Here is a 23,905-nt window from a genome sequence, read left to right on the forward strand (position 1 = left end):
GTCGTTGACGAGAGGTGTTCGTGTCCTCGAACGCGCGCAAGTTGCTCCCCGCCGAAGTGCTCACCCACCCGGCAGTCGTGGCCCTCATCGAACGGGGGGCGCCGACCGGGTCGCTCACCCCCGAGGATGTGCGGCAGGCCAGTGAGGACGCGGCCGTCGAGCCGCGTCACCTCAAGGCGCTGCTCGGCCACCTGAGCTCGCTCGGGATCTCCGTGCACCTGCCGGTGGCGACGACCCGTGCGGTCGCGGCGACGTCGACCCGCAAGACGACCACCGCGAAGGCGACCAAGGCCGCTCCCGCGAAGAAGGCTGCTGAGAAGCCGGAGGCCGCTGCACCCGCCAAGAAGGCCGCGCCGGCGAAGAAGGCCGACGCCGAGGGCGAGATCGCCGTCACCGAGGTCGTCCTCGGTCCGGACGGCAAGAAGATCCTCCCCGACCTCCCGGACGAGCAGTTCGAGAAGGACGTCAAGGCAGACCCCACGATCGAGGAGGACGAGAAGTCCGCCACGTTCGTCGTCTCGGCCGCCGACGACACCGACGAGCCCGAGCAGCAGGTCATGGTCGCCGGCGCGACCGCCGACCCGGTCAAGGACTATCTGAAGCAGATCGGCAAGGTCCCCCTCCTCAACGCCGAGATGGAGGTCGAGCTCGCCAAGCGGATCGAGGCTGGCCTCTTCGCGGAGGAGAAGCTCGCCAAGGGCGCCAAGATGTCCGGCAAGCTCCACGAGGAGTTCGAGTGGATCGCCGAGGACGGCAAGCGCGCCAAGAACCACCTCCTCGAGGCCAACCTGCGTCTCGTCGTATCGCTCGCGAAGCGCTACACCGGCCGCGGCATGCTCTTCCTGGACCTGATCCAGGAGGGCAACCTCGGTCTGATCCGTGCGGTCGAGAAGTTCGACTACACCAAGGGCTACAAGTTCTCGACGTACGCCACCTGGTGGATCCGTCAGGCCATCACCCGCGCGATGGCCGACCAGGCCCGCACGATCCGCATCCCGGTGCACATGGTCGAGGTCATCAACAAGCTCGCCCGCGTGCAGCGCCAGATGCTCCAGGACCTGGGCCGCGAGCCCACCCCGGAGGAGCTCGCCAAGGAGCTCGACATGACGCCCGAGAAGGTCATCGAGGTCCAGAAGTACGGCCGCGAGCCCATCTCGCTGCACACCCCGCTCGGTGAGGACGGCGACTCCGAGTTCGGCGACCTGATCGAGGACTCCGAGGCGATCGTCCCGGCCGACGCCGTGTCGTTCACGCTCCTCCAGGAGCAGCTGCACGCCGTCCTCGACACGCTCTCCGAGCGCGAGGCGGGCGTCGTCAGCATGCGGTTCGGCCTGACCGACGGCCAGCCGAAGACCCTCGACGAGATCGGCAAGGTGTACGGCGTGACCCGCGAGCGGATCCGCCAGATCGAGTCGAAGACGATGTCGAAGCTGCGGCACCCGTCGCGCTCGCAGGTCCTGCGCGACTACCTGGACTGATCGGGTCGGCTCGCCCGGGAATGCACACCCTCCGGATTTCAACCGCGGGATTGCAACCAACTGGGTACCTGAGGAGTCTGAGGGGTACACCCACTGCCGGAGGTACTCATGAAGCACAGGACTCGGGTCCTAGCGATCGTCGTCGCCGCGCTGGCGGTGACTACCGTCGTCGCCGGACCGGCGTACGCCGACAAGGCCAGGTACGCCGACCCGGCGGATGCCACCGCCTCACTCACCGACATCCGCGCGGTCGTGGTCGACCACCGCGCCGCGAAGCTCGTCGTCGGGGTCCGGTTCACCGACCTCCGTCGCCGTTCGACCGGTGGGCCGTCGGGGCTGACCATCCTCATCGACACCCGGTCGGACCGTGCCGGTGCCGAGTTCCTTCTCACCACCGGGCTCCAGGCGGGCACCGACTTCCAGCTGATGAAGGTGCGCGGGGGAGAGGCAGTGGGAGAGCCGCTGACTTGCGACCACCGGGTGCGGCTCGACTTCGCCGAGGACCGACTGCGGTTCGCGGCCGCTCGCGACTGCCTGGGCTCGCCGGCGAGCGTGCGGATCGGAGTCAAGATGCGCGACGAGTTCGACTCCTCGCACCCGGTCGTCGACTGGCTCGGCGAGCCGCGCTCCTGGACCGGCCCGCTCGCCAGCGCCTGACCTGTCACACGTCGAGCGGCTCGCCCCGCGTCAGCCATCGCAGCCGGGCGCGTACGTCGGCGTCGGCCGTGTCGAGCACGTCGTGCAGCGCCTCCTCCTGCTCGGAGAAGTGGCTCCACCCCTCGAAGTGCACGGGTACGGCGACGCGCGGGCGGATCAGCGCGAGCAGCTCCAGCGCGTCGCGGCCTGACATCGAGTAGCGCAACGGCCCGGTGAGGCCGAATCGGACCGACCCGAGGTGCAGCACGGCGACGTCCACCTGCAACCGCGAGGCGACCTCGCGGACCCCGTCGTACAGGACGGTGTCGCCGGAGACCCACACGACCGCCGGGTCGTCGGCCCACTGCAGTGCGAAGCCGACGACCTCCCCGGCGATCGGCCGGCTCAGCGGCGGTCCGTGCCGGCACGGGGTGGCGGTGATGGTCAGGTCGGGCAGGCCCGGCGCGCTGACGGTGGCGGTCGACCAGGGCGCCACGCCCTGGGTGTTCGCCGCAGCCAGTCGCCGGGCACCCGACGGCGTGGTGACCACCGACCGAGCACCGGGCAGGAGCGCCCGGCCGGCGTCGTCGAGGTTGTCGGCGTGGTGGTCGTGGCTGAGCAGCACCAGGTCAAGCGGACCCAGGTCGTCCGCAGGTACGGCGGGTCCGGCGGTCTTCACCGACGACGTACCCCAGCCGAAGCCGTAGCGCCGACCGGGCGGGTCGAACGTCGGGTCGCTGAGGATCCGCCACCCGTGCGCCTCGACCAGCAGGGTCGGACCGCCGATGTGGGTGAGGCGCACGGGGACGGTCACGGCTCAGGCCTGCGAGGCGTGCGCGGAGGCGTGCACGACTGCCCAGGAGAGGGCGGTGTCAGCGATCTCCTCCCAGCCCGGCTCGGCGCACGTCCAGTGCGAGCGGCCGGGGAACTCGTGGAACTCGGTCAGCGCCTTCGACTTCTTCTTCCAGTGCTTGAAGTTCGACTTGTTCACCGACGGCGGCATGATGTGGTCGGCGCCGCCGGCGATGAAGAGCAGCGGCGCGCGGTCGTCGTTGCCGTAGTTGACCCAGGTGTCCTGTTTGCCGGGCTTGAAGTTCGCGAACAGGCCGAACTCCCACACGAACGAGCCGGGCGCCGCGATGTGGTAGCGGTCGTAGACCTTGTCGGACTCCTCCTTGCTCAGCGTGTTGGTGAACGCGTAGTGGAACTCCTCGGGCGTGAATCCGGCGGCACGGTGCCGGTTCGCCGGGTTCTTGAGCACCGGGAAGAGCGACCTGGCCTGCGACACCGGGTTGACCCGCACGCCCTCGGTCGGGGCGGAGTCGATGACCACGCCCGAGCAGCCGAGGCCCCGGTCCAGGAGCAGCTGGGTGATCGTCCCGCCGAAGGAGTGACCCATGATGATCGGCGGCTGGTCGAGCTCGTTGATCAGCGCGGTGATGTGGTCGATGATCCCGGGCACCGTCTGGTTGGCGATGACGTCCGGGTTCTCGCGCAGCGCCTCGACCTCGATCTCGAAGCCGGGGTACGCCGGCGTGAGGACGTTGTAGCCCTGTGCCTCGTAGTGCGCCACCCAGCCCTCCCAGCTGCGCGGGGTCATCCATAGGCCGTGGACGAGGACGATGGTGTCGGGGATGAAGTCGGTCATGGTGGTGCTCCTGACTGTTGGTAGGACGTCGGGTCAGCTGTTGAGGAACTCGAGCAGGTCGGTGTGCAGGCGTTCGCGGTCGGTGTCGGGCAGGGCGTGAGCACCGCCCTCGTAGACCTTCAGCACCGCGCCCTCGATGAGCCGGGCGGAGCGCTTGCCGCCGACCTCGAACGGCACGATCTGGTCGTCGTCGCCGTGGATGACCAGGGTCGGGACGTCGATCTTGGCCAGGTCCGGGCGGAAGTCGGTCGCCGAGAAGGCGGCGATGCACTCATAGGCGCCGCGGTGCCCGCACGCCATGCTCTGGAGCCAGAACGCGTCCCGGAACCCCTGGGCGACGTCCCCGTTGCGGTTGTGGCCGAAGAACGGCCCGTCGGCCAGGTCGCGGTAGAGCTGTGAGCGGTTCGAGCGCTCACCGGCGCGGATCCCGTCGAAGACCTCGATGGGCAGGCCCTCGGGGTTGTCGTCGGTCTGCAGCATCAGCGGCGGTACGGCGCTGACGAGGACGAGCCTGGCCACCCGTTCGGTGCCATGGCGCCCGACGTAGTGGACGATCTCGCCGCCGCCGGTGGAGTGGCCGACCAGGGTGACCCCGGTCAGGCCGAGGCTCTCGATGAGGCAGGCGAGGTCGTCGGCGTACGTGTCCATCTCGTTGCCGTGCCAGGTCTGGCTGGACCGGCCGTGTCCGCGCCGGTCGTGCGCGATCGCGCGGAAGCCGTGCTCGGCGAGCACGAGCGCGGTGGCCTCCCAGGCGTCGGCGTTCAGGGGCCAGCCGTGGCTGAGGATGACCGGGGGACCGTCGGTGCCCCAGTCCTTGTAGAAGATCTGGGATCCATCGTCGGTGGTCACGTGGGGCATGGGTGCCTCCTTGGTCGAGTGGTGCCACCAGCGTGGTCGTGCCGGGGACGCCGCGGACCACGTGTGGTACGTAGTCGTGATCCGCTAGGAGCGGTCGAGTCGATCGGAGAGCTGGCGCCGCGAGGAGATCCCGAGCTTCTGGAAGACCTTGCGCAGGTGGTAGTCGATCGTGTTGGCGCTGAGGAACATCGAGGCGCCGATCTCGGCGTTGGTCCTCCCGGCGGCGGCCAGCTCGGCCACGGTCTGCTCCTGCGGCGTCAGCATGGGCAGCCGGCCGTCGCCTGGGCTGCGGACGGGCTCGCCGGCCGCCTCGAGCTCCCCGTTCGCCCGCCGGACGAACGGCTCGGCGCCGGTGCCGGCGAGCACCTCGGCGGCCGCGAGCAGCTGGGCCCGGGCGTCCTTGCGACGCTTGCGGCGGCGCAGCCACTCGCCGTACACGAGATGCGCACGCCCCAGTTCGACCGTGGCACGGGTGCCTTCCAGGGCCGCGACGGCGGCCCGGAAGTGAGGCTCCGCGGCGTCGTCGTCGGAGACGAGCGCGCGGGACCTGGCCGCCACGCCCCGCACCCACGGCGTGCCGCTCGCGAGAGCACGTTCGTCGAGCTGGTCGGCGAAGGCCCGAGCCTCCTCGACCCGACCGGTGCGGACCGCAGCCTCCACGAAGTCCGGCCACGTCATCGGGGTCACGTGGAAGAACGGGTCGTCCACGAGCGGCTTCAGGTGCGCATAGGCCTCCTCGTAGCGGCCGTCGGCGAGGTCCACGGCCGCGAGGGCGGACACGGCGCTGGCATGGACGCCCCCGAAGCCCATGGCGAGGATCATCTCGGTCAGGCCGAGCACCTGGTCACGGGTCGCCGGCGACCAGGCCAGCACGGCCACGTTGACGACGTGCTCGGCGTCGTACCCGATGGCGCGGCGCAGCTCGCGCACCTGCTCCATGTAGCGAACCGCCCGGCGCGGAGTGCCGCCCACCACCTCCGTCAGGGACAGCACCCACAGGGCGCTGTCGAGCTGTTGCAACGAGCCGGCGTCGCGGGCGGCCGAGGCGCAGCGCTCCAGGCAGCGGTGCCGGGCGTCGTTGTCCCAGAGCGCCGTCGCGAGCGCGACGCTGCTGTGTCCGTAGGTGAGGATCTGCTCCTCGTCCATCGTGTCGTAGGCGTCCAGCGCCTCCCGCATGATCGGCACCGCGTCGTCGTACGGCAGCAGGACGAGCGCGCTGAGTGCGCGGAGGATCGTGGCCGCACACCCCGGGCGCACCTCGGCGCCGTCCCGCAGCCGCTCGCCCAGCTCGGTCCAGGTCAGTCCGGTGGTCAGGCGCTCCGAGGGCAGTGCGCACTCCCAGGCCTTGATCAGTGCACGCTGCTCGAGGGCGTCGTCCTCACCGTGGAAGAGCGTGGCGGCGGCCAGCAGGTCCGCGCTCCCGCGGGTCACCGTCGGGGCGGCGGTGAAGAGGGAGTGCTCGGCGCCGAGCATGGTCAGTCGACCGTGGGCCACCGGGTCGAGGGCGTCCTCGTCGATCTCGTCGATCAGGTTCTTGGCCAGCTGCGCGGTCCCAGACTGCAGCGCCGCCTCGGCGGCTGCCACCAGGCGGGCGTACTTGCGCGGGCCTTGCGGGGTGAGAGAGGAGGCTCGGATCAGCACTCGGGCGCGGGAGGCGAAGCCGCCACGCTCGGCTGCCAGGTCTGCGACGTCCTCGAGCCGCTGGGCCACCTGCTCGTCGGTGCCGAGCGTGGCCTTGGCGGCGTGCCAGGCCTCGAGCTCGCTCAGGTCCGACTTCTCCGCCATCGTGGCCAGGGCCCGGTGCACCCAGCGCCGGTCCTTGCCGGGCGCCGCGTTGTACGCCGCCGAGCGGACCAACGGGTGACGGAATCGAACCGTCTGCCCGAGCTCGACCAGACCGGCCGCCTCCGCGCCGTCACCGGCGTCCCCGGGCAGCCCGAGCAGGTCGGCGGCGGCAGTGATCAGGTCGACGTCGCCGGTGGAGTCGGCTGCGGCCACCAGCAGCCAGAGGCGTACGTCGTCGCCGAGCAGCCGGACCTGGCGCAGGTAGAACGACTCCAGGTGCCGGCCGACGGGGATCGGCTCGTCGCCGAAGCTCGACTCGGTGAGCTGGGCGACCGTGAGGTCGTCGGCCAGGTCGACCAGGGCGAGCGGGTTGCCTCCGGTCGCGGTCACGATCTGCATCGCGACAGCCGGGTCGATCGCCCCGGAGACCGACCGGGTCAGCAGTCTGACCGCCACGTCGGGGGAGAGGCCACTCAGCCGCAGGGACGGCACGCCGACCATCTGCTCGGTGTACTCGGGCACCTCGCGCCCGGCGAAGAGCAAAGCTGCGGACTCGGCCTCGAGCCGGCGGCCTACGAAGGCCAGGGCGTCGAGCGACTCCCGGTCGAGCAGGTGTGCGTCGTCCACGACGGCGACGACGGGCGTCGCCTGGCCGGCCGCACCCAACAGGCCGAGGACACTGAGACCGATCAGGAAGCGGTCCGGTGGCGGACCCCCGGCCGCGCCAGACGCCGTGCGCAAAGCCTGCTGGAACCGTGCCGGCAGCTCCGCCAAGTGCGCCTGCAGGGGAGTCAGGAGCCGCTGGATCGCGGCGTACGGCATCGTCGACTCGGTCTCGTACCCATCGACGCTCACCAGCTGTATCCCGACCAGGCCGGTGGTCGCAGCCGTCAGCAGCGATGTCTTCCCGATCCCGGGATCACCGGTGATTGCCAGCGACCCGCCGCGGCCGTTGCGCGCCGTGCCGACCAGGTGCCGGAGGTGGCGGAGCTCGTCTGCACGTCCCAGGAGGTCACCGTTCTCATCCGGAAGGCCGCCCGCCGACTGCCCGTTCGCCATGCCAGGAACGCTACCGAGATGGGAGCGTTCCCGGTAGCGGACGACTGACTGAGATTCCTGGGTCAGCTGGTCCACGACGAGGGTCCCGTGCGCTCCGTGGGCCCCGGATGTCCGGAGTCAGCGGTCCTGCAGTGCCCGCAGGGCGGCCCGATGGCCGCACATCCCGTGCACGCCGGCACCCGGCGGAGTCGACGAGGAGCAGAGGAAGGCGCCGGGCATGCCGGTGGCGTAGGGGTCGAGCGTGGGCCGGGGTCGGACCAGGAGCTGGCGCACCGTGTTGGTGCCTGCCGCGATGTCGCCGCCCACGTAGTTGGGGTTGTACGCCGCGAAGTCCGCCGGCCCGGTGACGTGCTGGCCGACGATCCGCTCGCGCAGCCCCGGCGCGAACCGCTCGATCTGGTCGAGCACCAGGTCGGTCGCGTCGCCGGCGTACGCGTGCGGCACGTGGGCGTAGGCCCAGACCGGGTGCACGTCGCCGGCGGAGCGGGTCGGGTCGGCGAGGTACTGCTGACCGACCAGCACGAACGGCCGCGCTGGAAGCACGCCGCGGGCCGCCTCCGCCTCGGCATCGGCGATCTCCTCGAAGGTGCCACCGACGTGCACGGTGCCCGCGCGCCGGCAGGGCTCGGCCGTCCAGGGGACACCGCCCCGCACGGCCAGGTCGATCTTGTACGCCGCGACGCCGTACCGCCAGCGACGCAGGGACCGCGCCCGGCGCGGTGGCAGCCGGTCGCCGGCGATATCGGCGAACGCGGTGGGAGTGGTGTCGAAGAGCATCAGGCGGGCGTCCGGCAGGTCGGCGACCGAGCGCACCTGGACTCCCGTCTCGACTCGACCCCCCATCGACCGCAGCAGGCTGGCGAGCGCGTCCGTGATCGCCCGCGAGCCACCCTCGGCGACCGGCCAGCCGTGCCGGTGACCGGCGGCGATCAACATGGTGCCGACGGCCGCGGTCGAGGGCCGGTCGAGCGGGCGGCAGATGTGGGCCGCGCACCCGGCGAAGAGTGCCCGGGCCGCCTCGGTCGCGAAGCGCCGGGCGAGGACGTCGGCCGGCAGTGCCGCGCGGAGTCCGAAACGGCCGAGCAGGACGGGCCGTCTGGGCAGGTGGGCGACCGGCCCGAGCACCTCGGGGGCGAGGTCGTCGTACTGCCGCGCGAGCGGTCCGAAGACGCCGCGCCAGCGGTCCCCGTCGGCCCCGAGTCCGGTGGCCGTCTCGTCGATCGAGCGCAGCATGACCGCCGCCGTACCGTCGTCGAGCGGATGCGCCAGGTCGATCTCGGGCCACCGCCACACCAGGCCGTGGTCGGCGAGGGGCAGGCTCCGGAGGTACGGCGAGCCGACGCCGAACGGGTGGATGGCCGAGCACATGTCGTGCAGGACGCCCGGCACCGTGAGCTCGGAGGTCCGGGTCCCGCCGCCGATCTCGTCGTGTCCCTCGAGCACCGTCACGCTGAGGCCGCGCTGGGCGAGTGTGATCGCGGCCGCGAGCCCGTTGGGCCCCGAGCCGACGACGACCGCGTCGGTGCTCATCCCGCGGCCACCAGCACGACTGCTCCGGCGCAGAGCGCCAGTCCGAGCGCCTGGGTGCGATGCATGTGCTCGCGGAGCACGGTGGCCGCGAGCAGCACGGTGAAGGCGGGGTAGAGCGACGTGATGACCGCGGCCACGGTCAGGTAGCCGTGCTGGGTCGCGACCTGGAAGAGGCCGGTGGCCAGTGCGCCCAGTGCGCCGCTGATGGCTCCGCCGAGTGCGTACCGGTTGCGGGGGACCCAGTCCTGGTGCAGCGCCAGCGCGACGAGGATGATCGCGCCGCCGGCGACGAGCTGGTTGAGCGCTAGCGGCAGGAAGCCGGCCTCCTCCGGGATCTGCGCCAGGGCGGCGAAGAGCGTGCCGAAGCCCAGACCCGCCAGGACGCCGTCCAGGATCCCCGAGCCCGCACCGGGCGTCGGGCCCGCGGCCGGTTCTCGGGAGACCAGCCAGATCGCCGGGAGCGCGAGCAGCACACCGACCCAGACCAGGGCGCCGGGGCGTTCGCCCGCGAGCACGCCGACCACGACCGGGACGAGCACCGCGCCGACCCCGGAGACCGGAGCCACGACGCCCATCCGGCCGGAGGAGAGTCCGCGGTAGAGGAACGCCGTACCGAAGCCGTTGCCGACGCCGGCGACGACCGCCCAGGCGAGGTCGGCGCCTGTGGGGGAGCCGCCGTCGAAGGCGACCAGGACCAGCACCAGCGCCGTACCGGCCAGCTGGGCGACCAGCGAGACCGCCCAGGCGCCGCCGCGCCGGGAGAAGATGCCGCCGTTGAAGTCGCCCAGGCCGTAGGACGCCGCGGCGAAGAGGGACAGCAGGATGCTCATGTCGCGACGACGCCGCCCACCCAGACGAGGGTCGCGCCGAGGGCGGCGACGAACTCGACGACGATGCTCAGCCCGACCGCCTTGAGCGAGTGGACAGTCGAGGGCCAGGCCTCCTTGCTGCCGACCCGGAGGAGCTCGGCGAGGTAGACACCGAGCACGAAGCCGACGAACAGCCCGACCACGGGGACCACGAAGAAGCCGACGACGCCGGCGAGGACGCCGACCCACTGGGTCGAGGCCGGGATGCCGGCGACCTGGAGGCGGCGGCCGGGCACGACGTACTTCACGACCGCCCCGGCGACGACGAGCGCGGTGGCGACCGCGAAGACCGTCCAGCCGGTGGCGCTGCCCTCGGCCACCGCCCACACGAGGATGCCGCCGACCACGAGCATCGAGCCGGGGAGGATCGGGACCAGGATGCCGACCAGGCCGACCGCCACGAGCAGGGCGGCGATCACGGTCGTGGCGGTCACGAGCAGCACCCTGTCACACGCTCGGGGTCGACAAATGCACCACGGCCCCGGACATCAGTCCGGGGCCGTGGTGGAAGCCGTACGAAGGTCTCGAGCCTCGTCAGTCGGTCTTGGAGGGCGTGGTGGAGAGCTTGTGCGTCTCGTCGACAACGTTGGCGGCGATCTCCTTGAGCTTGTCTCCGTGCTCACGGGCGTGGTGGGCGCAGAAGAGCAGCTCACCGCCCGACTGGAGCTCCACACGGAGGTAGGCCTGGGCGCCACAACGGTCGCAACGGTCCACGGCGCTGAGCGCTGCGGTGTTGGGGGCAAGTGCAGTAGTCACATCGGCCTCATTTCTCGTCCTGCCTCGGTATCTGGCTCAACGTAGCGACCCGGTCCAAGATTCCCGTCCTGGTCCGATCGTTACGTGGTGCCTGACACGTCATCCAATCATGCTGTGTCTTCCCTCATCGGCAGAGTTCCATACCTCGAAAGGCTGCCGGTCGGGAGATTTCACTTGCTGGTCCAGAGGTGCTGCCCACCGCAGGTGCGCACGGTGGTTGATGAGTGTGACGCGCGGGGTCGGCATCGCGTTGCAGATTCGACCTCCCGAAGGCCGATCGTGTCCACATCGTGACGTCGCATGCCGGTCGAACAGTGGTGCCAGTGGATCGATGGTGCCGTGCTCGGGGAAGTGGTGACCACGCTAGACCCGCTCCTCACAGGCGTGCCTTCATCGGTGCCCGGCGTGTCGCAGGTAGATTCGGTGTCGACGCACCATCGGACTTCCAGCCTGCAGGAGCCCCACGATCGACAACACGTACAACGCTGCTCACCTCCTCGTCCTCGAGGGGCTGGAAGCGGTGCGCAAGCGGCCCGGGATGTACATCGGCTCGACGGACACCCGCGGGCTCATGCACTGCCTCTGGGAGATCATCGACAACGGGGTCGATGAGGCCCTCGCCGGTGCCGCCCACCGCGTCGAGGTGAGCCTGCACCCGGACGGCTCCGCCGAGGTCCACGACGACGGTCGCGGCATCCCCACCGACAAGGAGCCCAAGACCGGGCTGCCCGGTGTCGAGGTGGTCGCGACCAAGCTGCACGCCGGTGGCAAGTTCGGCGGAGGCTCGTACGTCGCGACCGGCGGCCTCCACGGCGTCGGCCTGTCGGTCGTCAACGCGCTCTCGGCCCGGATGGACATCGACGTCCAGCGCTCCCCGTCGGAGCAGGGACTCTCGTTCCGGCACGGTGCGCCCGGTGTGTTCGCTGCTCCGGGGCCGGACGCGGCGTTCGAGCCGAAGTCCGGGCTGACCCGCAAGGGCGGCCGGGTCGCGAAGGGCAGGTCGGGCACCAGGATCACCTTCTGGCCGGACCGGCGGATCTTCACCAAGGACGCGGAGTTCGTCTTCGAGGACCTGATCGGCCGCGCTCGCCAGACGTCGTTCATCGTCCCCGGCCTCGAGATCGTGATCCGAGATCTGCGCGGCGAGACCCCGCGGGAGGAGAAGTTCCGCCACGACGGTGGCATCGCCGAGTTCGCGGACTTCCTCGCTCCCGACGAGCCGGTCACCGAGATCGTGCGGCTGCAGGGCTCCGACACGTTCACCGAGACGGTCCCGATGCTGGACGCGCAGGGTCACATGACGCCCCAGGACGTCGAGCGTGAGCTCCACGTCGACGTGGCCGTGCGGTGGGGCACCGGCTACGAGACCGTGATGCGCTCCTTCGTCAACGTGATCGCCACCCCCAAGGGCGGCACCCACGTCAGCGGCTTCGAGAACGCCATCACCCGCACCTTCAACGACGCCATGAAGGCGACGAAGGTGCTCAAGGTCAACGACGACGACGTCACCAAGGACGACGTCATGGAGGGCATGACTGCCGTCGTGACAGTCCGCCTCGCGGAGCCGCAGTTCGAGGGTCAGACCAAGGAGATCCTCGGTACGCCGGCCGCGCGGACCGTCGTACGCAAGGTGGTCGCGGCGGAGCTCAAGAAGTTCCTGACGTCGACCAAGCGGGCCGAGAAGGCCCAGGCCAAGCTGGTCATGGAGAAGGTCGCCGGCGCGGCCAAGACCCGGATCGCCGCGCGTCAGCACAAGGAGACTCAGCGCCGCAAGAACGCGCTGGAGTCCTCGGCGCTGCCCTCGAAGCTGGCCGACTGCCGCGCCGCCGACAACGAGAAGACCGAGCTCTTCATCGTGGAGGGAGACTCGGCGCTGGGCACGGCGAAGCTGGCCCGGAACTCCGAGTTCCAGGCGCTGCTCCCGATCCGGGGCAAGATCCTCAACGTCCAGAAGGCCTCGGTCGGCGACATGCTCAAGAACACCGAGTGCGCCTCGATCATCCAGGTCGTCGGCGCGGGCTCGGGACGCACCTTCGAGCTCGAGGCCCGCCGCTACGGCCGGATCATCTTCATGGCCGACGCCGACTCCGACGGCGCCCACATCCGCTGCCTGCTGGCGACGCTGTTCTACAAGTACATGCCGGACCTGATCGCAGACGGACGGGTCTACACCGCCGTACCCCCGCTGCACCGCATCGAGATCTCCAACCCCAAGAAGGGGATGGACAAGTACGTCTACACGTACTCCGACGACGAGCTGCAGCGGAAGCTGGCCGACCTCAAGAAGAAGAACGTCCGCTGGAAGGACCCGGTGCAGCGCTACAAGGGTCTCGGCGAGATGGACGCCGACCAGCTGGCCGAGACCACCATGGATCCCCGCCACCGCACGCTGCGGCGGCTGACGGTCGACAGCGCCGAGAGCGCGGCGGGGGTCTTCGAGCTGCTGATGGGCCCCGAGGTCGCCCCGCGCAAGGAGTTCATCGTGCAGGGTGCCTACGAGGTGGACGCTCAGGCCCTGGACGCCTGACGGCTCTCGCCGAGGCGATGCTTCTCCTCCTGGTCACGCAGTACGAGGCGTGAGTCGAAGATGTACAGCGGCTCGCGGTCACCCCAGGCGGGTACGACACCGACGAAGTCGTAGCTCTGGTTGGTGGTGAGCTCGATCATCGTGGCCTCGACGTAGTGGTGCTCCGGCGCCCGGGCCGCCGAGCCCTGGTAGTGGGCGCGCCCGACCGAGACCATGTCCGAGTGCGTGAGGACGTTGTAATCAGCCACGGGGTGCCTATCGGCCTCGGAAGTCGAGTCCTGAGCGGTTGCGACCTCCGGCGAGCCGGTGGCCGGCGGTCAGGTGGGCAGCGACCAGGGCGGGCAGCGCGGCGACGTCCTGGGCGCTGCTCGGCGTCGGCGCCGACCCGGACGCAAAGGACGCGATCCGCGACTCGGCCTTCCTGTACGCCGGAGCGGAAGGCCGCACCGAGGTCGCGATCACCAGCAGTGCGTCGTGAGCGACCCGGCGAGCGAGGTACCGGAGCAGATCGAGCGTCGTCTCGTCGGCCCAGTGCCCCAGGCGTCAGAGCTGCTGGTCGAGCAGGCCCGTGTCGACGTCGTACAGGAAGCCGCCGACCCGGACGGAGTCCGGGATCAGCGGGTGGGTGCGCACCCGGGCGATGTCCTCGGCGAGCGCGGCGCGCTGGTCCTCGATGACGTGGAAGGACTGCCAGGAGGCGTCCTGGCCGGCCGACTTGCCGACCCGCTCGCGGAGCTCGGCCTCGGTGCTCGAGGCCATCGCGCAGCGGGTGTGCGGGATGACCAGGATCCGGTCGACGTTGAGCAGGTGTACGCCGAGCACGAGCGCCTCGAGCGCCTGGGGAGTGACCCGGCCACCGGGGTTGCGGAAGATCTTGGCGTCGCCGGGCGTCAGGCCGATCAGCCGGAGCGGGTCGATCCGGGAGTCCATGCAGGTGACGATCGCGACGCCGGCGCGCGCGATGCCGTCGAAGCCGGACAGCTCGAAGCTGGCGGCGTAGTCGCGGTTGGCGGCGAGCAGGTCCTCGAAGTCATCCACGACTGGGAGACTAGCCAACGACTCAGCCTGCGGAGCGCAGCAGGTCGCCGGTCGAGATGGCGCGGGTGGGTGCGCGGCGGAAGAGCACGAGGGCGAGTACGGCGGCGACCAGCGCGCAGACGGCGGCACCGGTGAAGACGGTCTGCTCCTGGGCGATGCCCGCGACCTTGAGCAACCGGGTGAACTCCGCGCAACGGCTGGCACCGTCGCAGACGTCGCGCACCGAGGGGACGTCGGCCTGCTCGGAGTAGTAGCGGCGCAGACCGATCGTGGTGAGCGCGGAGATGCCGACCAGCATGCCGACCATTCGGGAGACGACCACGAAGGCGCTCGCCAGGCCGTGCACGTCGTCAGCTGTGCTCGCCAGGACTGCCGCGTTGACCGGGGCCAGCGCGAGCCCGAAGCCGAACCCGCCGATCACCAGCGGCAGCGTCGCGACCGGGCTCTCGAGCGACTCGAGCCCCCAGGTCGCCATCCAGAGGAACCCGACCGCGGCCAGCACCATGCCCGCAGCGGTGACGACGCCGGCCGGCAGCCGGTGTGTGAGGTAGCCACCGACGACGGCGCCGACCGGCAGCGCGACCAGGAAGCGCACCAGCACCAGCGCCGCCATCAGCTGCGAGCCTGGGTAGACGGTGGTGCGGGCGAAGAGCGGGATGTCGATCAGCGCCGCGATCAGCGCGGCGCCGATGAAGAAGCTGACGAGCATGGCCCCCCAGGCGGGCGTACGACGCAGCGCGCCGGCCGGCACCAGGGGCTGGTCGACCCGGCGCAGGTGGAGCACGAAGGCGACGGCGGCGAGCGCCGCGCCGAGGAGGTACCAGAGCCCCTGGTCGGAGAACACCTGCACCTTGGGGTCGGCGGTCGCGAACGCCAGGATGACACCGGCCAGGGCCAGCGCCAGCAGCACCGCACCGACCACGTCGGCCTCGCGGACGGTGCGGATCCAGCCGGGGATGTCCAACAACGGGCGGCGGGCGGTGCAGCAGCGGATCACGAGCAGCACGAACGCGCCGATCGCGGTCACGCCGAGCGGGGTCAGCCAGCGGCCGTCGCCGGTGATCGGGATGAAGAGCTGGCCGTAGGTCAGGTCGCGCATCAGCTGGCTTGGCTGGACGAAGACGAGCACGCCGGTGACGAACGTGACGAGGGCGAGGAGGAGGCCGATCCAGTCGAAGGGGCGCCCTGCCCTCGCTGGGGTCTCGACGACGCTCGGCGCTGGCGCGCCTCCCTGCTCTACCAACGGACCCTCAACCACCGGAGGCGAGAGCCGCTTGATCGCGGCGGCGAGGATCAGGCCCACCGCGAGGTTGACCAGGAAGATCACCCGCCAGTCGGCGAAGGCGAGCACCAGAGCGCCGAACAGGGGACCGAGCACGCTGCCGATCTCCTGGACGGCGGAGACGATGCCGAGCGGGATCCCGCGCCGCTCGGCGGGGTAGAGGTCGGCGACCAAGGCGAGCGTCGCCGGCACCAGACCGCCGCCGCCGACGCCCTGGAGGAACCGCCCGGTGACCATCGTCGGCATGTCGTAGGCCAGCGCCGTGACCAGGGAGCCGAGCGCGAAGACCAGCAGCGCGGCCACCAGCACCGGCACCCGGCCGCGGAGGTCCGCGATCCGCCCGATCAGCGGAAGCATCGCGACGTAGCCGAGCAGGAAGCCCGACACGATGGGAGCCGCCCGCTGCAACTGCTCGACGGGTACGCCGGCGCTCGCCATCATGTCGGGCAGCGCCAGCACGACGACGTACGTGTCCGCGGCCGCGAAGGCCACGGCCACCGCGGCCAGACCGAGCAGCCAGCGCGACGAGCGCGTCATGACCGGGTCACGGTGCGGTGATGTCCTTCTCGGTGCCGTAGTCCTCGAACGTGACGACGTACGTCATCGGGTCGGAGTCCTTGTAGAAAACGCCGGTGAGCTCGGCGCTGCGCAGCTCGTCGTCGTCGGTGATCGTGTAGGTGACGTCGAAGTCGCCCGAGGCCGTCGGGATGACGTTCTTGACGACGTCGCCGGGAACGCTGCCGGAGTATTCGGTCAGCACCTCCTTGTTGTCGGCGCCGCCGCGGACGCTCTCGCCCTTCTCGACGTCGGTCGTGGCCGGCAGCAGCGCGGAGAAGCCGGCGTCGGTGCTCATCAGCTGGGCCGGGTCGGGAGCGCCGTACTCCGCTGGGTCGATGTCCTGGTAGCCCGTCGTCAGGGGGAGCTGTACGTAGACCTTGTCGTCGACCGCGACGACCGGAACCTCGAAGGCCTGCCCCGACAGTACGACCGTGATCGAGCCCTCGAACGCCGGCGCGTGCGTGCCGACGCCCTCGGCCTTCTCGACGCCGGTGACACCGTCGGGCAGCTTGTCGGTGCTGAGCGTCAGGTTGACGCCGCTGGTCTCGTCGAGGTTGGTCTTGGCGGCCGCGAAGACGTCCTCGGGGGCCGCGTCGGAGCCTCCGCCGCCGTCGCTGTCGCCGCCGCACGCGGTCAGAGACAGGGCGGTCAGGACGCCGGCCAGGACGGTGGCGACGGTGCGGGCTCGGCCACGGGAAGGGGTCAGCACGGAGTCACCCTTCCACATGGACGCGCGCCGCGACCGGTCCGGCACATGCCACGATCGGCTGGCTCGCGGGGATGCCGGAGCCGTCTCGCTTGCCGGTCGCGGCGGGCAGCTCGATGGGGGACCCGCTGGCGGCGGCCGCGCGGGCGGGCGCCGTACCGACCCAGGCGAAGACGAGAGTGTCCTCGCCCTTGAGGAACCGGTGGCAACGCACGCCGCCGGTGGCCCGGCCCTTGGCGGGGTACTCCGAGAACGGCGCGACCTTGAGCGCGCCCGGCTCGGTGCCGGGCAGCGCGGTCGAGGAGCCGGACGACGTGACGACGACCGATCCTTCGGGGGCGTCCGGGTCGACCGCACCGAACCAGGTCACCCGCTCACCCGCGGTGACCCGGATGCCGGCGATGCCGCCGCCGGAGCGGCCCTGGGGACGTACGCCGTCGGCGCCGAAGTGCAGCAGCTGGGCGTCGGAGGTGACGAAGCACAGGATCTCGCGGCCCGTCGTCAGCTCGACCGCGCCGACGACCTCGTCGCCGTCGGCGAGCCGGATGACCTCCCAGTCGTCGCGACCGAGCACCTCCGGGTTGACCCGCTTCACGGTGCCCTGGCGGGTGCCGAGCGCGAGTCCGGGCCCGTCGGCGGTCAGGGTGCACAGGCCGAGCAGGCGCTCCCCGGGATCGAGCGACAGGATCTCGCTCACCGGCAGGCCGCCTGCGAGGTGCGGGTCGTTGGCAGTGTCGGGCAGCTGCGGCAGCTCGAGCACGCCGATCTTCACCAGCCGGCCGGTGCTCGTCAGGCCGCCGATCTCGCCTCGGGCCGTCGCGCGGACCATCGACACGACGACATCGTGGTTGGCGCGGCCGCCGCCCTGACCGGGCTGCTCCGCGTTGGCACTGCGGGCGAGCAGCCCGGTGGAGGACAGGTAGACGAAGCACGGGTCGTCGGCGACCTCGAGCGCGACGGCCGTGGCGGTGACGGACGTGCCGGACGACTCGAGCAGGACCGTACGCCGCGGGGTGCCGTAGGTCTTGGCGACCTCGGCGAGCTCGTCGGACACGACCTTGCGCAGCAGCTTGTCGTCGCCGAGGATCGCGTCGAGCTCCTCGATGGTCCGCTGCAGCTCGGACTGCTCCTTGTCGAGCTCGAGCTTGGAGAACTTCGTCAGCCGGCGCAGCGGCATGTCGAGGATGTAGTCGGCCTGGATCTCGCTGAGCTCGAAGACCGTCATCAGCCGCTCCTTGGCCGCGGCGGCGTTGTCGCTGGTGCGGATCAGCTGGATGACCTCGTCGATGTCGAGGATCGCCAGGAGCAGACCCTCGACGAGGTGCAGCCGGTCGGCGGCCTTCTTGCGGCGGAAGAGCGAGCGCCGGCGTACGACGTCGAAGCGGTGCTCGAGGAAGACCTCGAGCATCTCCTTGAGCGCGAGCGTGCGCGGCTGGCCGTCGACCAGCGCCACGGCGTTGATGCCGAAGGAGTCCTCCATCGGCGTGTGCTTGTAGAGCTGCTCGAGGAGCGCCTCGGGCACGAAGCCGTTCTTGACCTCGATCACGAGGCGCAGCCCGTGGCTGCGGTCGGTGAGGTCCTTGATGTCCGAGATGCCCTGGAGCTTCTTGCTCTGCACGAGCAGCTTGATCCGCTCGATGACCTTCTCGGTGCCGACGCCGTACGGCAGCTCCGTGACGACGATGCCCTTGCGCCGGTTGGTGATCGCCTCGACCCGGGCGGTCGCGCGCATCCGGAAGGAGCCGCGACCGCTCTCGTAGGCGTCGCGGATGCCCTCGAGGCCGACGATCTTGCCGCCGGTCGGCAGGTCGGGACCTGGGATGAAGCGCATCAGGTCGTCGACGGTCGCCTTGGGGTGCGTGATCAGGTGCCTGAGCGCCTGCACGACCTCGATCAGGTTGTGAGGGGCACAGTTGGTGGCCATGCCGACCGCGATGCCGGTGGTGCCGTTGACGACCAGGTTGGGGATCGCGGCGGGCAGCACGGCCGGCTCGAACTCGCGGCTGTCGTAGTTGGGCTTGAAGTCGACCGTGTCCTCGTCGATCGACGCGGTCATCGCGACGGCGGCCGGGGCCATCCGGGCCTCGGTGTAACGCATCGCGGCGGGGGAGTCGTCGGGCGAGCCGAAGTTGCCGTGCCCGTCGATGAACGGCACCCGCATCGACCAGGGCTGCGCCATCCGGACCATGGCGTCGTAGATCGCGCCGTCGCCGTGGGGGTGCAGCCGACCCATGACCTCACCGACGACGCGGGCGCTCTTGACGTGACCGCGGTCGGGCCGCAGGCCCATGTCGTTCATCGTGTAGAGGATCCGCCGCTGCACGGGCTTGAGGCCGTCGCGAGCGTCGGGCAACGCCCGGGAGTAGATGACGGAGTAGGCGTACTCGAGGAAGGACGTCTCCATCTCGTCCTTGATGTCCGTGTCGAGGATGTGCTCCTCGAAGTCGTCGGGGAGTTCTTCCTTCGTGCTGCGCCGCGCCATGCCGGCGATTCTCTCAACTGCCGCCGACAGATTCGTCGGGGGCACGCCGTGGACCGTCGCGGGAACGCCGCGTTTACCCTGCCACGCTAGATTTCACGCGTGACCGCCACCGACGCCCCCACGCACTGGGAGGCCGACGTCCTGCTCCGCGACGGACGGACCGCTCACATCCGGCCGATCCGTCCCGAGGACCGCGAGGTCTTCGTCGAGTTCTACGCCCGGGTCTCCGACCAGTCGAAGTACTACCGGTTCTTCTCACCGATGCCCCGGCTCTCCGACCGCGACGTCGACCGTTTCACCAACGTCGACAACGTCAACCGGGTCGCCCTCGTGCTGACCCTGCAGGGCCGGATCATCGCCGTCGGCCGCTACGACGTGATCCGGCCGGGCGAGGCCGAGGTCGCCTTCCTGGTCGAGGACCAGCACCAGGGCCGCGGCATCGGGCAGCTGCTGCTGGAGCATCTGTCCCAGGCGGGCCGCGAGCGCGGCGTGGAGCGGTTCGTGGCCGAGGTGCTGCCCGACAACACCCGGATGATCCAGACCTTCCGCGACGCCGGCTACCGCGTGGCCAGCGAGTACGACGAGGGCGTGCTCCAGCTCGAGTTCTCGATCGACCCCACTGACACGGCCATCGGGTTGATGTCCGCCCGCGAGCACAAGGCCGAGGCCGCGTCGATCGACCGGTTCTTCAACCCCCGCTCGGTCGCCGTGATCGGCGCCAGCCGCCGCCAGGAGACGATCGGTCAGGCGCTGGTGCGCAACCTGATCACCGGCGACTTCAGCGGCCGCGTGTACGCCGTCAACCCGACGTCGCACGCCGTGTCGGGGCTCCCGACGTACAAGTCGGTCACCGACATCCCCGACGAGGTCGACGTCGCCATCGTCGCCGTACCCTCCGAGTACGTGCAGGACGTCGTGCTGGACTGCGCGGCCAAGGGCGTGCACGGCCTGATCGTCGTGTCTGCCGGCTTCGCCGAGACCGGCGAGGAGGGCCGGGTCAAGCAGCGCAAGCTCGTCGGGCTCTCGCGCTCCTACGGCCTGCGCCTGATCGGGCCCAACTGCCTGGGCATCATCAACACCGACGCCAAGGTCTCGCTCAACGCGTCCCTCTCGCCTCTGATGCCGCCGCGCGGCCGGGCCGGCTTCTTCTGCCAGTCCGGTGCTCTCGGCACCGCGATCCTCGAGAAGGTCTACAACCGGGGCCTCGGCCTCTCGACCTTCGTCAGCGCCGGCAACCGCGCCGACGTGTCGGGCAACGACCTCCTCCAGTACTGGGAGGAGGACGACTCCACCGAGGTCGTGCTGCTCTACCTGGAGTCGATCGGTAACCCTCGCAAGTTCTCCCGCATCGCCCGCCGGGTCTCGCTGCGCAAGCCGATCATCGCGGTGCGCTCGGGGCGTACGACGCAGGGCGTGCCGATGGGCCACGCCGTCCGCAAGATCGTGGCGCCGCCAGCCGCTGTCGACGCGATGTTCCGCCAGGCCGGGGTGATCCAGGTCGACACGCTCGAGGAGATGTTCGACGTCGCCCAGCTGGTCGCCCACCAGCCGCTGCCGCGTGGGCGCCGGGTGGCGATCGTCGGCAACTCCGACGCGCTCGGCCTGCTCGCCGCCGACGCCGGTGCCGCCGTCGGGCTGGTCGTCAACAAGTCGATCGCGCTCGGCGCCGAGGCGAGCGCCGAGGACTTCGAGGACGCTCTCGACGCGGCGATCGACGACCCCGAGACCGACTCGGTGATCGCGGTCTACGTCCCCCCGATCAACGTGTCGGGCGAGGACGTCGCCAACGTGCTGGCCGCGGTCGGCGAGCAGTCCGACAAGCCTCTGGTGTCCTCGTTCCTCGGTGCCGAGGGCGTGCCCGAGCTGCTGCGCGTGCCCGACGTGGCCGGCTCGACGGCGGGCCGCGGCTCGGTGCCGTCGTACCCCGGCGTGGAGGCTGCCGTGCGGGCCCTCGCGCGGGTCGTCGAGTACGCCGTGTGGCTGCGCACCCCCGACGGCGAGCCGGTGGACCCCACGGCCGTCGACGCCGCCGGCGCCAAGCGCCTGGTCACGCGCATCCTCACCGAGCACCCGGAGGGGACCGAGCTCGACCTGGACTCGCTGACGGAGCTGCTGGCGGCGTACGACATCGAGCTGTGGCAGACGCGCGAGGTCGCCAGTCGCGACGAGGCGGTCGCGGCGGGGGAGGCGCTGGGCTGGGACGTCGTGCTCAAGGCGACCGCCGAGCACCTGCGGGAGCGGCCCGACCAGGCCCACGTCTGGCGCAACATCGACGACGCCGCCGAGATGGCGGACGCGTGGGACACGCTCGGCACGCTGATCGCCGAGCCGGAGCGCGCCGGGTTCGTGGTGCAGAAGAACGCCCGGCCGGGAGTGCCGGTGGCGATCCGCTCGATCGAGGACCCGCTCTTCGGGCCGGTCGTCTCCTTCGGCATCGCCGGCCCGTTGACCGAGCTGCTGGCCGACCGCTCCTACCGGATCCCGCCCCTCGGCGCGCGCGATGCGGCGGCGATGTTGCGCGAGATCAAGTCCGCCCCGATGCTCTTCGGCTACCGCGGCAGCGAGGCGGTCGACGTGGGGGAGGTGGAGCGCCTGATCCAGCGGGTCTCCCAGCTCCAGAACGACGTGCCGCAGGTCAGCGCCCTCGAGCTCTCGCTGGTGCTCGCCGGTGCCGACGGGGCCACCGTGCTGACTGCGTCGGCGCGCGTGGACCCGGTCGTCGACCCCCGCTCGGACTGGTTCGTACGCCGGCTGTCGCAGCCCGCTGGGGACACGCTGCCCTCTTGAGGGAGGTGCGTGACACACTTCCCACATGCGCAGCACCAGGACCACCGACGGTCGCGACCGCGCCGTGGAGCTCAGGGACGCCATCGACCGGACGGGCTACTACCCCGACGTCGTCGCCGAAGGCGTCGACAGTGCGGTCGCGGGTGAGGAGGTCGTCTCCTTCTTCGTGCACCACGAGCCGACCTTCGACCGCGACGAGGTCCGGCGGCACCTGTCGGTGGCCGTGCTGACGCCGAGCCGGCTGATCCTGGCGCACACCGACGAGCACGACGGCGACGACCTGCTGCCGGAGCCCTACACGTCGACCTCGACCGAGGCGATCCGGCTGAGCTCGGTGCGTTCGGTGGTGGTGACCCGGATGGTCGCCAACCCGACCTCCGGGCCGCAGCCGCCGGCCGAGGCCGTGATGACGATCGGGTGGGGCGGCGTGAGCAGGCTCGACCTCGAGCCGGCCGGGTGCAACGACCCGCAGTGCGACGCCGACCACGGCTACACGGGGGTGCTCGCCTCGGACGACTTCTCGCTGCGGGTGTCCGCGGCGGCGGACGGCACGGACGCGGTCGACGGGCTGCTGACCTTCGCCGAGTCGCTCTCCGCGCGCACGCACGCGCACTGATCGACGCCGGCGTGCAGGACTTCCTCGAGCCGGCGTACGGCGAGCGCTCGCTGGGCGACGTGGTGCCGGCGGTCGCGGCGGCCCTCGGCGTACCTCTGGGTGATCCGCCGACCGGGCTGACGCTTCCTGGCGCCCCGGCGTACGTCGTCTTCCTGGTCGACGGGCTCGGCGCCCGGCTGCTGGAGCGCTACGCCCACGCGGCACCGTTCCTGTCCTCGCTCCTCGAGCACAACCCGACCGGCACCGCCGGCGTACCGTCCACGACGGCGACCAGCCTGACCTCCTTCGGCACCGGGCTGCCGCCGGGCTCGCACGGCTTGGTCGGCTTCACCTCACGCGTGCCCGGCACCGACAAGCTGCTCAACGCGCTCATGTGGGACAAGGACGTCGACCCGCTCGAGTGGCAGCCGCACGACACCGCGTTCGCCCGCCTCCGGCGCCTGGGCGCCACCGTCACGGTCGTCAACAAGCGGGAGTTCCGCGGCAGCGGGCTGACCGTCGCCGCGCACCGCGGCGCCGAGTACGTCGGCGCCGACCGCGTCGGCGAGCGGATCGCGGCCGCGGTCGCGGCGTCGGTGGAGCGCGCCTCGCTGACCTACCTCTACGACGGCGACCTCGACTGGACCGGGCACCGCTACGGCGTCGCCTCGAGCCCGTGGCTGCAACAGTTGTCGATGGTCGACGCCGAGGCCGAGCAGCTGCGCGAGGCGCTGCCGACCAACGTCCGCCTGCTCGTCGTGGCCGACCACGGCATGATCGACTCTGCCCCCTCCAGTCGGATCGACGTCGACGAGCGCACGGAGCTGCGCGACGGCGTCGCCCTGCTCGGCGGCGAGGCGCGGTTCCGACACCTCTACTGCCAGCGCGGCGCCGTCGACGACGTCGTCGCGACCTGGACCAGCATCCTCGGCGACCGTGCCCTGGTGCTCGCCCGCCACGACGCGATCGCACGAGGCTGGTTCGGCCCCGTGCTGCCCGGCGTACTGCCCCGCCTCGGAGACGTCGTCGTCGCCTGCCAGGGCGAGACCGCGATCCTCTCGACCACCGACTTCCCGTACGAAGCCACCCTGGTCGGCCTGCACGGCTCGCTGACCCCCGACGAGATGCTGATCCCGCTGCTCATCAGCTGAGGCCCCGGGCTCAGCCGATCTTGGAGACGACGGCCTGAGCGCCGGCGCCCGCATTGTGGCTCGTGTCGTCGGTGCGGTGACGACGGACAGACTGACCTTGGCCGAGCGGGTTCATGGGCTTCCTTCGGATGGGGGGAAGGACGGCCGACGACGGTAGTTC

General features: G+C 71.0%; 20 protein-coding genes. 6 read left to right on the forward strand and 14 right to left on the reverse strand.

Features of this window, described 5'->3' with window-relative positions:
* Window positions 1–14: 14 nt before the first annotated feature.
* Both ABEA33_RS25925 and ABEA33_RS25930 read left to right on the forward strand, forming a co-directional pair.
* Complete coding sequence (locus ABEA33_RS25925) at window positions 15–1,478, forward strand: RNA polymerase sigma factor (RefSeq protein ID WP_345530019.1); 1,464 nt, start codon at window positions 15–17, stop codon at window positions 1,476–1,478.
* Between the two features lie 108 nt (window positions 1,479–1,586).
* On the forward strand, window positions 1,587–2,135 hold the full coding sequence (locus tag ABEA33_RS25930; protein WP_345530020.1) for a hypothetical protein: 549 nt from the start codon (window positions 1,587–1,589) through the stop codon (window positions 2,133–2,135).
* A gap of 4 nt (window positions 2,136–2,139) precedes the next feature.
* Here the strand turns inward: ABEA33_RS25930 and ABEA33_RS25935 are convergent, their stop codons facing one another.
* From ABEA33_RS25935 to ABEA33_RS25970, 8 genes are all read right to left on the reverse strand, one after another.
* The gene (locus ABEA33_RS25935; protein ID WP_345530021.1) at window positions 2,140–2,928 is read right to left on the reverse strand and encodes an MBL fold metallo-hydrolase; all 789 of its coding nucleotides are present in this window, start codon (window positions 2,926–2,928) and stop codon (window positions 2,140–2,142) included.
* Window positions 2,929–2,931: 3 nt separating this feature from the next.
* A complete protein-coding gene (locus ABEA33_RS25940; RefSeq protein WP_345530022.1) occupies window positions 2,932–3,762 on the reverse strand; it encodes an alpha/beta hydrolase in 831 nt (276 codons plus the stop codon).
* Window positions 3,763–3,795: 33 nt separating this feature from the next.
* Window positions 3,796–4,620 carry an alpha/beta fold hydrolase gene (locus tag ABEA33_RS25945; protein WP_345530023.1) on the reverse strand — a complete coding sequence of 275 codons (825 nt, stop codon included), beginning with the start codon at window positions 4,618–4,620 and terminating at the stop codon, window positions 3,796–3,798.
* A gap of 84 nt (window positions 4,621–4,704) precedes the next feature.
* Entirely contained in the window at window positions 4,705–7,464 is a 2,760-nt protein-coding gene (locus ABEA33_RS25950) for an AAA family ATPase (RefSeq protein ID WP_345530024.1), read from the reverse strand.
* Between the two features lie 117 nt (window positions 7,465–7,581).
* Entirely contained in the window at window positions 7,582–8,994 is a 1,413-nt protein-coding gene (locus ABEA33_RS25955) for a phytoene desaturase family protein (RefSeq protein ID WP_345530025.1), read from the reverse strand.
* Window positions 8,991–9,824, reverse strand: coding sequence for an EamA family transporter (locus ABEA33_RS25960; RefSeq protein ID WP_345530026.1), 834 nt, complete (start codon window positions 9,822–9,824; stop codon window positions 8,991–8,993). Before ABEA33_RS25960 ends, ABEA33_RS25955 begins: the two co-directional genes overlap by 4 nt.
* Entirely contained in the window at window positions 9,821–10,297 is a 477-nt protein-coding gene (locus ABEA33_RS25965; RefSeq protein WP_345530027.1) for a DUF456 domain-containing protein, read from the reverse strand. Before ABEA33_RS25965 ends, ABEA33_RS25960 begins: the two co-directional genes overlap by 4 nt.
* A 100-nt stretch (window positions 10,298–10,397) precedes the next feature.
* Window positions 10,398–10,619 (reverse strand): DUF7455 domain-containing protein, encoded by a 222-nt coding sequence (locus tag ABEA33_RS25970; protein ID WP_345530028.1) that lies wholly within the window; start codon window positions 10,617–10,619, stop codon window positions 10,398–10,400.
* Between the two features lie 538 nt (window positions 10,620–11,157).
* Here ABEA33_RS25970 and ABEA33_RS25975 point away from each other — a divergent pair.
* Window positions 11,158–13,146, forward strand: a complete 1,989-nt coding sequence (locus tag ABEA33_RS25975) for a DNA gyrase/topoisomerase IV subunit B (RefSeq protein ID WP_345530057.1) — start codon at window positions 11,158–11,160, stop codon at window positions 13,144–13,146.
* Here the strand turns inward: ABEA33_RS25975 and ABEA33_RS25980 are convergent.
* The 6 genes from ABEA33_RS25980 to ABEA33_RS26005 form a co-directional block, all read right to left on the reverse strand.
* Window positions 13,128–13,394 carry a hypothetical protein gene (locus ABEA33_RS25980; protein WP_345530029.1) on the reverse strand — a complete coding sequence of 89 codons (267 nt, stop codon included), beginning with the start codon at window positions 13,392–13,394 and terminating at the stop codon, window positions 13,128–13,130. The two genes, ABEA33_RS25975 and ABEA33_RS25980, sit on opposite strands and share 19 nt — an antisense overlap.
* Window positions 13,395–13,401: 7 nt before the next feature.
* Window positions 13,402–13,608 carry a hypothetical protein gene (locus ABEA33_RS25985; protein ID WP_345530030.1) on the reverse strand — a complete coding sequence of 69 codons (207 nt, stop codon included), beginning with the start codon at window positions 13,606–13,608 and terminating at the stop codon, window positions 13,402–13,404.
* Between the two features lie 81 nt (window positions 13,609–13,689).
* Window positions 13,690–14,184, reverse strand: a complete 495-nt coding sequence (locus ABEA33_RS25990; protein ID WP_345530032.1) for a beta-class carbonic anhydrase — start codon at window positions 14,182–14,184, stop codon at window positions 13,690–13,692.
* 22 nt (window positions 14,185–14,206) lie between these two features.
* Window positions 14,207–16,003, reverse strand: coding sequence for an MFS transporter (locus ABEA33_RS25995; protein WP_345530033.1), 1,797 nt, complete (start codon window positions 16,001–16,003; stop codon window positions 14,207–14,209).
* A 7-nt stretch (window positions 16,004–16,010) separates the two neighbouring features.
* A complete protein-coding gene (locus ABEA33_RS26000; protein ID WP_345530034.1) occupies window positions 16,011–16,733 on the reverse strand; it encodes an LppX_LprAFG lipoprotein in 723 nt (240 codons plus the stop codon).
* 4 nt (window positions 16,734–16,737) lie between these two features.
* A complete protein-coding gene (locus ABEA33_RS26005; RefSeq protein WP_345530035.1) occupies window positions 16,738–19,212 on the reverse strand; it encodes a DNA gyrase/topoisomerase IV subunit A in 2,475 nt (824 codons plus the stop codon).
* Between the two features lie 99 nt (window positions 19,213–19,311).
* On the opposite strand from ABEA33_RS26005, the gene ABEA33_RS26010 reads away from it, so the two are divergent.
* Genes ABEA33_RS26010 through ABEA33_RS26020 form a run of 3 tightly spaced genes read left to right on the forward strand, consistent with a single transcriptional unit; the run spans window position 19,312 to window position 23,745 of the window.
* Entirely contained in the window at window positions 19,312–21,999 is a 2,688-nt protein-coding gene (locus ABEA33_RS26010; protein ID WP_345530037.1) for a bifunctional acetate--CoA ligase family protein/GNAT family N-acetyltransferase, read from the forward strand.
* A 25-nt stretch (window positions 22,000–22,024) separates the two neighbouring features.
* On the forward strand, window positions 22,025–22,615 hold the full coding sequence (locus tag ABEA33_RS26015) for a DUF5998 family protein (RefSeq protein WP_345530038.1): 591 nt from the start codon (window positions 22,025–22,027) through the stop codon (window positions 22,613–22,615).
* An 11-nt stretch (window positions 22,616–22,626) separates the two neighbouring features.
* Window positions 22,627–23,745, forward strand: coding sequence for an alkaline phosphatase family protein (locus ABEA33_RS26020; RefSeq protein WP_345530039.1), 1,119 nt, complete (start codon window positions 22,627–22,629; stop codon window positions 23,743–23,745).
* Window positions 23,746–23,905: the final 160 nt, after the last annotated feature.

The organism is Nocardioides endophyticus, from assembly GCF_039543845.1.
GTDB lineage: Bacteria > Actinomycetota > Actinomycetes > Propionibacteriales > Nocardioidaceae > Nocardioides > Nocardioides endophyticus.

What these genes read in the sequence shown, in the direction of transcription:
- ABEA33_RS25950 (WP_345530024.1), bottom strand. Translation starts at nt 7,464, where the DNA reads ATGGCGAACGGGCAGTCGGCGGGCGGCCTTCCGGATGAGAACGGTGAC.
- ABEA33_RS25930 (WP_345530020.1), top strand. Translation starts at nt 1,587, where the DNA reads ATGAAGCACAGGACTCGGGTCCTAGCGATCGTCGTCGCCGCGCTGGCG.
- ABEA33_RS25940 (WP_345530022.1), bottom strand. Translation starts at nt 3,762, where the DNA reads ATGACCGACTTCATCCCCGACACCATCGTCCTCGTCCACGGCCTATGG.
- ABEA33_RS25995 (WP_345530033.1), bottom strand. Translation starts at nt 16,003, where the DNA reads ATGACGCGCTCGTCGCGCTGGCTGCTCGGTCTGGCCGCGGTGGCCGTG.
- ABEA33_RS25975 (WP_345530057.1), top strand. Translation starts at nt 11,158, where the DNA reads ATGTACATCGGCTCGACGGACACCCGCGGGCTCATGCACTGCCTCTGG.
- ABEA33_RS26015 (WP_345530038.1), top strand. Translation starts at nt 22,025, where the DNA reads ATGCGCAGCACCAGGACCACCGACGGTCGCGACCGCGCCGTGGAGCTC.
- ABEA33_RS26005 (WP_345530035.1), bottom strand. Translation starts at nt 19,212, where the DNA reads ATGGCGCGGCGCAGCACGAAGGAAGAACTCCCCGACGACTTCGAGGAG.
- ABEA33_RS25945 (WP_345530023.1), bottom strand. Translation starts at nt 4,620, where the DNA reads ATGCCCCACGTGACCACCGACGATGGATCCCAGATCTTCTACAAGGAC.
- ABEA33_RS25960 (WP_345530026.1), bottom strand. Translation starts at nt 9,824, where the DNA reads ATGAGCATCCTGCTGTCCCTCTTCGCCGCGGCGTCCTACGGCCTGGGC.
- ABEA33_RS25955 (WP_345530025.1), bottom strand. Translation starts at nt 8,994, where the DNA reads ATGAGCACCGACGCGGTCGTCGTCGGCTCGGGGCCCAACGGGCTCGCG.